This is a genomic window from Puia sp., from assembly GCF_036500295.1.
Lineage (GTDB): Bacteria > Bacteroidota > Bacteroidia > Chitinophagales > Chitinophagaceae > Puia.
Genome location: NZ_DASYCH010000003.1, coordinates 1 through 11,559, shown reverse-complemented (window position 1 = coordinate 11,559; position 11,559 = coordinate 1). Strand labels below are relative to the sequence as shown.

General features: G+C 49.1%; 11 protein-coding genes. 4 read left to right on the top strand and 7 right to left on the bottom strand.

Going from position 1 to position 11,559, the window contains the following annotated elements; all coding sequences use genetic code 11:
- Positions 1-14: 14 nt before the first annotated feature.
- From VGM48_RS00840 to VGM48_RS00825, 4 genes are all read right to left on the bottom strand, one after another.
- Positions 15-2,747: a TonB-dependent receptor gene (locus VGM48_RS00840; protein WP_331575629.1), complete on the bottom strand. Its 2,733-nt coding sequence runs from the start codon at positions 2,745-2,747 to the stop codon at positions 15-17.
- Between the two features lie 49 nt (positions 2,748-2,796).
- Positions 2,797-3,747, bottom strand: a complete 951-nt coding sequence (locus VGM48_RS00835; RefSeq protein WP_331575627.1) for a FecR family protein — start codon at positions 3,745-3,747, stop codon at positions 2,797-2,799.
- Positions 3,744-4,265: an RNA polymerase sigma-70 factor gene (locus VGM48_RS00830; protein WP_331575625.1), complete on the bottom strand. Its 522-nt coding sequence runs from the start codon at positions 4,263-4,265 to the stop codon at positions 3,744-3,746. Before VGM48_RS00830 ends, VGM48_RS00835 begins: the two co-directional genes overlap by 4 nt.
- 139 nt (positions 4,266-4,404) lie before the next feature.
- On the bottom strand, positions 4,405-6,873 hold the full coding sequence (locus VGM48_RS00825) for an ABC transporter permease (RefSeq protein ID WP_331575623.1): 2,469 nt from the start codon (positions 6,871-6,873) through the stop codon (positions 4,405-4,407).
- Positions 6,874-7,063: 190 nt separating this feature from the next.
- On the opposite strand from VGM48_RS00825, the gene VGM48_RS00820 reads away from it, so the two are divergent.
- Together VGM48_RS00820 and VGM48_RS00815 are read left to right on the top strand one after the other, a co-directional pair.
- Positions 7,064-7,459: a DUF1348 family protein gene (locus VGM48_RS00820; protein ID WP_331575621.1), complete on the top strand. Its 396-nt coding sequence runs from the start codon at positions 7,064-7,066 to the stop codon at positions 7,457-7,459.
- Positions 7,460-7,531: 72 nt separating this feature from the next.
- Positions 7,532-8,410: a helix-turn-helix domain-containing protein gene (locus VGM48_RS00815; RefSeq protein WP_331575619.1), complete on the top strand. Its 879-nt coding sequence runs from the start codon at positions 7,532-7,534 to the stop codon at positions 8,408-8,410.
- A 14-nt stretch (positions 8,411-8,424) separates the two neighbouring features.
- On the opposite strand, the gene VGM48_RS00810 is transcribed toward VGM48_RS00815, so the two are convergent.
- The 3 genes from VGM48_RS00810 to VGM48_RS00800 all read right to left on the bottom strand — a co-directional run bounded on the left by VGM48_RS00810 (position 8,425) and on the right by VGM48_RS00800 (position 9,660).
- Entirely contained in the window at positions 8,425-8,796 is a 372-nt protein-coding gene (locus VGM48_RS00810; RefSeq protein WP_331575617.1) for a chorismate mutase, read from the bottom strand.
- 94 nt (positions 8,797-8,890) lie between these two features.
- On the bottom strand, positions 8,891-9,193 hold the full coding sequence (locus tag VGM48_RS00805; protein WP_331575615.1) for a hypothetical protein: 303 nt from the start codon (positions 9,191-9,193) through the stop codon (positions 8,891-8,893).
- Positions 9,194-9,270: 77 nt separating this feature from the next.
- Positions 9,271-9,660 carry a hypothetical protein gene (locus tag VGM48_RS00800; protein WP_331575613.1) on the bottom strand — a complete coding sequence of 130 codons (390 nt, stop codon included), beginning with the start codon at positions 9,658-9,660 and terminating at the stop codon, positions 9,271-9,273.
- Between the two features lie 100 nt (positions 9,661-9,760).
- Between VGM48_RS00800 and VGM48_RS00795 the strand changes: the two genes are divergently transcribed.
- Positions 9,761-10,399, top strand: a complete 639-nt coding sequence (locus VGM48_RS00795) for an RNA polymerase sigma factor (protein WP_331575611.1) — start codon at positions 9,761-9,763, stop codon at positions 10,397-10,399.
- A gap of 309 nt (positions 10,400-10,708) precedes the next feature.
- Positions 10,709-11,559: PQQ-dependent sugar dehydrogenase (locus tag VGM48_RS00790; RefSeq protein ID WP_331575609.1), on the top strand; the 851-nt coding region annotated here is incomplete at its 3' end.

The following is an 11,559-nucleotide window of genomic DNA, read 5'->3' as shown; positions in this document are numbered from 1 at the left end:
TAACATCTTCATACTCAAAACTTATACCTGACAGAAACTTTGAAACTTCTTCCCAGCAGCGGGCGCGCTAAGAATATATATTGACCCGCTGCCGCACTTTGGATCTCACCCTGACGCGGATTACCTTCTGTAAGACCCAGGGAATTGGCAAGATTATCGATCACTCCGAAAACGGATATCTGGTTGGTGACATTTACCTGCGCATCTATATCCACCTTCGTATAGCCTGGAAGCACCTGCGAATTCGCAACGTCGGTGTACCGTTTCCCCTCGTATTCTATCGCGGACTGCAGCCGAAGGTGGTTTCCGAAAAGATTGAACCCCGGAACCGCTCTCAAAGAGGTCCGCGGTACCCGGATAAGCCGGTTGCCATTGTAATTGTATAGTTGTGTCAGCGTACCGCCGGTAACACCCTCCGCAACAAGTCCCTCATATTTTCCATATTGCAAGGTCGCCGTCGCCGAGATATCAAACCATTTTACCGGATAGATACCGCCTTCCAGCTCCAGACCGTATGTCTTGGAATTGGCCATCGCATTTACGGAAGTGAATCCGTTCAACGTACTGACCTCATTGGTAAAGCCGACATTATTATACTTTGTCCAGAATCCTGTGCCGTAAAAAGAGAAAAGCCTGCGGGCGTATTTGAAACCAAGCTCCCCGAGATCCATCGTCTGGGTAACCGGTATGGCATTGACATTGGTATAGTAGGTGCTGAATCCGGGAATACGCGCCGCCGAAGTAAATCTGGCGAAAAGCCCCATTTCGCTTGAAAGTTGATAATCCGCACCCAAAGTCCAGGTGGTGTAATCAAAGTGATGGTTATAGCCCTGGAAAATGCCGTTTCCGGTCGTTATTTGAGAGGTCGCATACGTGCCCAGGTTGACCGTCTTCGATTGCCCTACGACTCCTTCCGTTTGTGCATTTTCCCAACGTACTCCGCCATCGATACGCAGGGCATTGGTGATCTGCCATTCGTCGCTGACATAAAGAGCATTGGTGGTCTGTTCACCCCGCGCATCCGCCCACTCATATCCATACTGCGACACTCCATTGTCGGAAAAGGTATGTACTATATTTCCACTGCCATCCAGACCCACGATATTAAGCAGCCTGGAATTGTTTTGCACGTCCAGATATACCTTCGAAGAATACCTGCTAAAACTCTGATCGAAGTGCGCATAATAATATCCAAAGTTGAAATCATGTTTGGAAGAACCCGTATAAAAAACATGCGAAAGATGAAGATCATTGGTCACTTCTGACATAGGCATGGTAATGCCCCTTAACCCACCCTGAATGACGAGCCCGTTGCCGTTTTGACCAGTGGAGTTAAAGGCTTTGCCGGTAGTCACATATTGGAATCCCAATTGCTGCGCGCCCGGGGCCTGAGCCAAAAGACCCGATTGAGCTTTATAAAAGGAGTCGGCGGTCAGTATGTTCAACGCATATACGCCATTTCGTTGGGTTTGCGTGTTATCGTAACGCAGGGAATTCTTTAAGATCCAGCCATTCCCAAGATCGGTCTGGAACTTGAGGGTCACCTGGCTCCTGTTTACGGCCGTTCCAACCGTATTGTCATAGTGGTAACGACTGTTGTCGCCCTGGACCATGCTCATTTTTTCGGTTTCAGCACCGGCAATGGCTCCATAATTACCGTTAAAGCCCGGTACGGCTACAATTTTACCTTTGCTGTTGTAGGTCATGGGGAGATCTGTATAAAATACCACGTCATCATTCAATTGCTTGAAGTCAATGTTGAACGATGTTTTTTCCCAGCTCTTGCCAAGAGACGCTCTGATCTGCCCGCCACGATTGCCGGTGTAGCCGGGATTACGCACCCCCGACCCTGTACGATAAAATCCACCAGCCGACATTTTCCATCCGTCACCGATAGGCGCTCCGATCCAGAAATCTTCCCGGTTTAGGCTATAGTCTCCCATGGTGATCTTGAAGATGCCCTCCGTTTTATCCCCGACGGCACGCGGAATATAGTTTACTGCCCCTGCCGGTGCATTCGAATAAAAAACGGAAGAAGGACCGCCCCGAACAACTTCAATAGATTGAATGGTCTCGTCGAAACGAAATGCCTGGTCGCCGTTCAGATAGCCTAAGGCCGGGTCATGCTGTACAGGAATGCCATCTTCCAGCAACTGAATGGACCCGAAACCATCCACAGGGACACCCCTTGCCCTTACATTCCCACTCGCCTCACCTCCGGACGCTTCGACCCAGAAACCCGGTACGGATTTTAAAGTCTCGGTAACGCTTGTAGGACCCTGCAAACTAAGCGCATTATAACCTATACTCGTAACGGAATAGCTTGTATTCAGCTTTGTGCGATTCAGCGCACCTGCCCTACCGGTAACAATAACCTCGTTTAACCCATTCTCCACCGGCTTTAATTTGATCAGCAAAGAGATGTCGGCATCGGCTTTTATAGTATATCCGGACAATGTCTGTGTTTGGAAACCTACATGCGAAACAACAAAGGAATAAGGACCTCCCCCAGGCAAATTGTGATAGGTGAAAATTCCCAACGAGTCTGTTTGTGTCGTAGTCGTAGTACCGGTAGCGTGGTTTCTCGCTGTAACCGAGGCATAGGTAACAGGCTGTCCGTTCTCGTCATTTACCTGCCCCTTTATCTCGTTGAAATTCTGCGCATTGACAATCAACTGAATATGGCAGAGGACGACCAGTAAAAGAACCAACGGGCTCTTTCTGGTTTGGGAAGTAGTTTGGTTCATGCTTTATTATACGCAATCCCTGATTCGTTCCCTTACTGTTAATATTAACTTAATTTGGGCGGGCCCCGATAATATAACTATCGCCTTCCTTTCGCAAGCCGAATTTATTGAGCAGAACAATGCTATTCAATATATGGTGGAGTGGATCCTTCTTATCTATCTTTCCTATAAAGGTCCGGTTGCCCAGCTCCTCTTTATTATATATAATTTTTGTGTTGTATATAATCTGTAATTGATCAAATACTACATCAAGAGGATAGTTGGCGAATACAAAGCGATCGTCTCCCTCTCTTTCAAGATGTAAAATGCGGGCCGTCATTGAATCGCCCGAAAGCTCCTTCTTAACGACAAAAATATCCCCGGGAACAAGGGTATACTCATGTTTAGGGATCTTTACCCTCACCTTTCCGTCATGCAGGATCACCTTTGTAGCCCTTTCCGCCTGATAAGAGTTCACCGTGAAGCGAGTGCCAAGAACAGTGATTAAGATCTGATTGCTATATACGGAAAAAGGCCTGGCGACGTCCCTGGCTATGTTGAAATTTGCTTCCCCGTTTAGGATCACATCTCTTTTTGCGGAGTTGAAGTTCCCGGGATAGGAAAGCTTGCTGTTAGGCGAAAGCTCTACCCTGGAACCATCGATTAGCGTAAGCGCCATTTTTTGAGGCGTATCATTGGTGATATTTCTTGCCCGTTGTCTTTGTGAAATAAACTGCCAGGACAGGCCCACTACGAGTATCACCGATGCCGCCACTGAGATCCATCTGAAATATAAATGACGCGCCGATCGGCTGGTACCGGTTTTAGCAATGCTTTGCCATAATTTGCCGGATAGTTCGGGCGAAAGAACAACCGGGGGCTGAAAGTCCTTCCATTCTTCCTCTCCCATATATTCCTTCAACTTAGCCGGGTTTTCGTGTAACCATGCGTGCACAATAGCGGCATCCCGGGCGTCGCATTTGCCTTCAAAGAAATTTTGTATGATCTCCTCTGTAATCAAATGATGTTCTTTTTTATTTGCTTCAAGGCCTTGTAAATATGCGTTTCAACTGTCTTGGAAGAAACAGACAAAGTTTCAGCAATTTCCCTGTAGGTCATACCTTGCTCCCGGCTCATCTCAAAGACCTGCCTTCTCACTGGAGGCAGGTCGTTAACGGCCTCCGTGATTCTCTTTTGCAACTCGGCCCCACTCATTTTTTCATTGGTACTGTCGACCCCTTTTTCAATATCCAGCGAATCAAGCCGGGTCGTTACCGCATTTTTAGTGTTATGCTTTCGCAAAAAATCGATTAGTACTGTGGTGGCTATCCTGAACAGCTGGGTGGAAATAGTGTATTCTTCCTGCAAGGTGTGGCGGCATTTCCAAAGTTTGGTAAAAGCCATTTGTACTACTTCTTCTGCTATATATTCTGATTTTGTTTTATATAATATAAAGGAATAAAGTTTTTGATGGTACTGGTCAAATACTTTTTTGAAATATAATCCATCGCCATCCTTTATTTCCTTAATACTAAGCAACCTTAATAGATTTATTCAAGTTGATGAATTTAGGCCTTCTTTGATACCCTGGGGCCAGTTCTATCTGCGGTGAATGTATAGTAAATTAGGATTTTTCAATTATAGAATAAATAAAAGATCAACATTTGATAATATTGGACTATTCCGTCTTAAGACTCTTCACCGGGTTCACCACCGCCGCCTTTATCGACTGGTAACTCACCGTCATCACCGCAAGCCCGATCGCCCCCAGCCCTGCCAGCACAAAAACCCACACGTCAACTCCCACGCGATAAGCAAAATCCTGCAGCCAGCGGTGCGCCAGTATCCAGGCGATCGGCGAAGCGACCACTAGCGCCAGCAACACCAGTCGGATAAAGTCCCGGTTCAGCATCAACGCAATATCCGCCGTCGTCGCTCCAAGCACCTTTCGGATGCCGATCTCCCCCGCACGCCGCTCCGCCGTGAACAGCGAAAGCCCAAACAATCCCATGCAGGAAATAAAGACCGCCAGCCCCATGGCCACCCGCACCAGCGACGCCGTCTTCTGCTCATTCTCATAAAGCTGCCGGATATGATCGTCCATGAATCCGAAGTTCAAATGAGCACCCGGATATACGCTTCTGTATACCTTGTCCATGGCATCCAACGTCGCTTTCACCTGGTCCACACCCTGTCCCGTACTGGCCAGCTTGATCCCCACGTAACGCTCAAACCCAGGACTGTGACCGATGACCATTGGCTGGATCACTTCATGAAAGGAAGCAAAATGAAAATCGGCTACTACCCCGACGATCGGCAACGGCTTTTTTTCGAAATAAAGCACCTGCCCGATGGCCGCCGATAGGTCCTTAAATCCAAATTGCCTCGCCGCGGTCTCATTGATCACGAATTCCACCAGGCTGTCGCTATGTCGGATACTCCTCCCGGCCAGCAACCGCAGGCCATAGAACGGGACAAACCGCTCGTCCGCAAAATCGAGATAACACGGGACCCTTTTCGGATCTTTCCCTTTGTACTCGATCTTCTCTACCCACGACCCTCCGCCGATCGGGGGGGTAAACTCCCTGACAACGGTTGCGACTCCCGGCAACTGGCTAAACCCCTGCTCCAGTAGTTTGAGGTCTCTTGTCGTTGTATCAAGTATCCCGCCCTGTCCCTGTACCGTCACGATCGCATCGGTCCGGAATCCATAATCGGTGCTTAACATATAACGTATTTGATTGCCGATCACCAACGTGACAATAATAAAAACCAGCGAGATCGTGAATTGGAAGACGACGAGGCTCCGCCGCAGCCACCATTTCTCACCGCCCTTGATGGCGCCAGACCCTTTCAGCGTATGCACCGGTTGATATCCGGCCAGCACCCGCGCCGGATAAAACCCTGCCAACAGGGTTACCCCGATCGTGATCCCCGCCAGAAACAGCAAATTGCCCGCGGCCCACGGATAAAAGTGAACTCCCTCAGGTATATATTCCCGAAAGAAGCCCATCACCGGCCAGACAAGCAGCGCCGCGATCACCATCGCCAGCGCCGTAAGAAGTCCTGTCTCGATCAGAAACTGCAACACCAATCCCCGTCGACCACTGCCAAGTACTTTCCGCACGCCGATCTCCTTGGCCCGTTGCAGCGACTGCGCGGTAGCCAGATTTATAAAATTCACCGCCGCCAGAATAAGAATGAAGATGGCTATTCCCGCCAGCGCATACAAAGTCGGCAGATGCGCCTTCCGGCGATTGTCATTATATTCGGAATTGAAGTGCACATCCCGCAGCGGCTGTAGCGCCTGCGAGTAAGAATGTTTCGTGTCGGTGGGAATATGCTCCGCTGCGATCCGGTTCATCTGCGCCTCTATAAGTGCGGGCCTGACGCCCTTGGCCAGTTTTACATAGACATCAGGCAAATACCATTTATACCCAACCGGGTGCAATTTCCACTCAGTCAAATGCCGCTCTTCTTTCAGATAGGTGGCCTGGATCGTCGGGAAAGAAAGGATATCCGTGTACGCCAGATCGGAATGCGCGGTCCAATCCCGGACCACACCGGAAACATGCATATGCAGGGAATCGTCGTAGATCAGCTCTCTTCCTATTGCGGCAGTAGGCGGAACATCCCCAAAATAAAGTCTCGCGGCTTTTTCCGTCAGCACCACCTGGAAAGGTTTGTTCAACGCCTCTGCCGGATTTCCGGCCAGCCATCGATAGGAAAAGACCTGGAACCAATCCGCATCGGCAAGGATGACCCCTGTCTGCTCATCCTCGCCCTCCAGCCTGGGGTGGAATATCGCCGTAGGCTTTCCTGTCACCGGAACCTTCACCTCCCGCATCCTATTTTCTGTAAAGAACGCCGTTACGGCTTCCATTCCCGCAATGTCTTCCCGTATCGCTCCCGCCATCGGCGAAAGGATACTCGTGCTTTTTCGCTCTCCCCCCTTCCCACCGCTTACAACCCGGTAGATCCGGTCCCCACCGGGATGAAACCGGTCAAAACTAAGCTCATAACTGCCTACCAGCCAAATAACGATACACCCGCAGACACCCAGCGCCAGCCCCAACACATTAATGAGCGTATACAGCTTGTTCCGCGCGAGGATGCGCGTTGCGATCCGGAAATAGTTCTTGAACATAGTACCTTGTTTTTCGGTAATGGATGTAGATTGAAGAAGTGACGCAGTTCGACATAATTTCCATACCATTTAGGAAATTATTTTCGGCTGGCCTTCCCGCCATTGACGAAATAGTCCATGGGATTGGCTTTTCCCTCCATGTTCCGGCTTTCGGAAACGAGATAGTTTTGCATTATTAAAATGATTATTGATGGAAAAAGCAATTAAATTTCCCACTCCACCCTGGGATATGGACCTGGCCGCACAACGGTTGAAATTCGAAGAAGAAGCTTGGAATACCCGAGATCCCGAACGGATTTCCGAAGGGTATGCCGGCAATATCGAAATGCGTGACGGAACTTCATTTATCGGGAATAAGAGCGAACTGAAAGCCTTTCTCATAGAGAAGCTCGCCGGTCAAAAAGATTTCCGGCTGAGGCTCGACCTGTGGGGAGCCTTGAAAACCCGCATGGCTGTCCGATTCGACGCGGAATGGAGAAACGACTCTGGGCAATGGATTCATGCGTATGGAGTGGAGGTCCTGCAGTTCAATGAGAGCGGACAGATCGAGAAGCGATTCGCCAGCCAGGAGCATATTACGGACTAACCAACGAGCGGAAGCCGATTAAATGCGGGCAAAGGCGGCTCGGGACGCCTTTGTTTTTATCTTTACCTGGTCATGGAAAATGCAATGCCATATTCAGTAAGGCTCGTGGATCAACGTACCGGCGATGCCGCTTTATACTTATCGACATTCGATCAGGTCGGTGATTTCGCCTCCGCCAGGCAATATCCCTGCTTTTCGATGCTGCTTATCCTTCGGGGCGCAGGCCTCGCCATAAGAGATGGTGCCGAATATGAATTTAGTGAACCTGCCCTGCTGACCTTCTCCTTATATCAATCAATGATGATAAGATCCGAGGGCGAATTCAAAGGAATTCTCATCCAGTTTACACCCTCCTTTTTCTGCCTCTTTAAACATCGGCAGGAAGTATCTTGCAATGGCGTGCTTTTTAATAACTTATATGATACCCCATTGGTAAGGTTGACACCCGCAGAAGCCAGAGTACAGGTGGTGCTCACGGAGCAGATGAGAACCGAGATAGAAGGTCATAGGGAACCGGATCAGGATGCATTGATCTCTTATCTTAAGGTTTTTTTGATCAATGCATCGCGGGTCAAAATCGATCAACAAAAGGAAGTTGTCGAATTCCAGGCGGCTGTGCCAATGGCCATTGCCCTGAGGGAAGCAATCGAAGTGCATTTCAGAAGAATTCACAGCGCTTCCGGATATGCCGGTCTTCTCCATTCGACGATAGCCACCCTGAACCGGCTGAGCAAGTTTCATTTCGGGAAAACCCTTACTAATCTGATCGCGGACCGATTGATCATCGAAGCAAAGCGGGAGCTCTACCTTACAGCCAGGCCGGTCAAGGAGATTGCATTCCAACTGGGATACGACGACGAATTTTACTTCAGCCGGTTCTTCCGGAAGCAGACCGGGATTTCGCCGCAGACCTTTCGCAATACAATAGGATTATACTCAGCAGCGCCCTAAGGCCAGGAACACCTCTACTTCCCGCCCGATCCCCCTGATTTTATCCCTTCCTCTATCCTCAAGCTCTCTTCATGAACAGCGTTCAACAGTTTGGTAATAAACTCAGCCGACAACCCTTCCTTTGCACCGGCTGCGATGCTTTTGTTCATTACCTCCTGAAAGCGGGCTGCCTGGAGAGGAGGGATGTTATGCTTGGCTTTATATATTCCGATCTCTCTCACGGCGCGCTCCCGGGCGCCCAATACCTCTATAAGTTGTTTGTCCAAAGAATCGATCTTCTTACGCTGGATCTCCATGGTATTGTCCGTGCTCGTCTGCCCCTGACAGCGGGAAATACCCGATCCGGCAGCTACCAGCACTGCTAAAAAATAAATACGGCCATTCATACTGCGCTATTTTGTCTACCACCCCTCAAAATTAGGGCCGACTTTTTATCATCTGCGCTCGACCCGGTTTAAATGGATATCAACGCAATTCCAATCAATTTCTACCTTTTAAAAATTGATCGGGCGTCAGAACCGCAAGTTCACTGTTTTTATAGTCCTTTGTATTTCTGGTTATTATCATTTTCACATTTTCTGACAACGCAGCATAGTGCTGCAAAGCATCGATATAATACGCATTGGAAAATACCAGACCCGTCGTACATATGGATATTTGTTTTTTCTCGGATAAGGTAAATATTCTGGCTGCATCCATAACAAAAGACTCTCCGGCAATCATAAAATCCAGGATAACGTCAGTGTCGATAAACGCTTTACTCATATTTTCGTTGCTTTTCATCCCTCAAAATTTAAATGACTAAAAGCAAAGGCCCCGGCTACGCCGGGGCCTGACGATAAACACAGGTCAACCCATCCTTACCTCGTCGCAAAATTGGTCTTCCCGGCAGGCGCCGGAGTAAGTTGCACTAACGTATAAGCCGAAACCGCCATCACCAGATCCCTGACCGCCACATCAAGATAATGCCCGCTGACGATCAATTGCAGCGCGATACAGATCAACCATAACATCACGATATACCCACCGATCAGCGGCCGGACCAAAACAATGATCCCCGCCACGATCTCAATGACACCCACGATCTTCATAAAGACCAATGCATCGACCGGCAGCATTCCTTTCAACCCCGGATTGAGATAATCTACCCAATTGGTCAGCAGATTGGTAAATTTGTCCAGCCCCGCCACGATGGGGACGATCCCAAAGGTGAATTTTAACGTTTGTTGTATCTGATTGGTAGTAGCCATAAAACAGGTTTTGTTATACCAATTGGATAATCCATCGAAAAAAACGTTACAAACAATTTTTTTTGTAACTTTTTGCGAGTTACTCAATCTAATAGAACAGATGGATCAAAAAATCTCCCCACGGACCACGGACATCCCTGATACGGACCTGATTGAGAGGATATTAAATGGAGAAAAGGAACTGTTTGAAGGGATCATACGACGCCATAACCAGCGGTTGTACCGGATCGGCATCTCCATACTCGGCAACGCCGCCGATGCCGAAGAAGCGATGCAGGAGGCCTATGTAAAGGCCTATGAGCATCTCCGGCGATTTGAGAACCGGTCTTCTTTCGGTACCTGGCTGACCCGGATCATGATAAACGAGTCCATGGCGCAAAAAAAGAAACAACGGCTCAATAGTGGCAATGTAGAGAAATTGCTCGAAAACAATACGATTATGCGTGTACCTGACCAGATCCTGGCAAATAAGGAACTGAGCAATATTTTAGAAAGCGCCATTTCCGGATTGCCCGAAAAATATCGCCTCGTGTTTGTATTAAGGGAAATAGAGGAAATGTCGGTCAGGGAAACCGGTGCCACATTGGGCATAGAAGAACCCAATGTAAAAGTGCGCTTGAACAGAGCGAAAACAATGCTGAAGAAAAATCTGGATAGCTATATAAAGGACCACGTCTATCATTTCCATCTCTCCCGCTGCGATATGATGGTAAAAAACGTCTTCGCCAGGCTTCACTGAAAAATCTCCGAAAAACACCTGCGCTTCACAAAGTTTGTCCCCGGTATCTTTTATTCTAGGCGTCATTGTTCAACAAGGACCGCTTCCACCATCGCCAGCCTGACCTCCAATCCCATCTATTTCAATTTCGATCCCAATTTCTAAAATGTGGCCCAATCCAACGGCGCCCCAGGCAACCGACTGCCTGTGGGCGCCGTTTCTTTTTTTTCAGGATATCCAATTCCCGTCCTTCCGGATAAGCCGCCTTCGGCGGCCTTTTAAAAGCTCGTTATTCCCTGACCGCTCCTAACAATTAAAACAATAACGAGTATGAAACGCACTTCCGCACTCGCGGGCACCCTTTGCCTGCTGCTGACGATCTTCGGCTGTTCAAAAAAAGAGCACAATTCCCCACCTTCCAATGGCACACCCGATCTGACCATGGTCACCGACGGATTGATCAGCCCGGTAGCCTTCGCCGAACCCCCGGACGGTACCCATCGCTTATTTGTCGTCGATGAAACCGGGAAGATCTGGATCATCGGCGCCGACGGCAAAAAGCTGGCCACACCCTTCATCGACATGACCAGCAAGATGGTCACCCTAAGTCCAAACTATGACGAACGGGGCTTACTGGGTCTCGCCTTCCACCCACAGTTCAAAACAAACGGGAAATTCTACTTATTCTACACCGCCCCACCCCGCGGCGGCATGCCGGCTCCCGGGGCGCCCGGTTCCACCTGGAACAACCTGACACGGATCTCCGAGTTTAAAGTTTCTGCCGGCGATCCCAATCAGGTAGATATGGGTTCAGAAAAAGCGCTCATCGAATCCGACCACCCCTATCTCAATCACAATGGCGGGACCATCGCCTTCGGCCCCGACGGGTATCTGTATATCTCCATCGGCGACGGTGGGAACAAAGATGATGTCGGCAACGGACATGTCAGCGACTGGTATTCCGTCAACGCCGGCGGCAATGGCCAGGATATTTATGCTAACCTGATGGGGAACGTATTACGCATCGATGTCAACAGTGGTTCCCCCTATGCCATCCCACCCGATAATCCATTCGTCGGCACAAACGCAAAGCCGGAGATCTATGCCTATGGATTCAGAAATCCCTACCGCTTCTCTTTTGACATGGGCGGCACTCACCAACTGTTGCTGGGCGACGAAGG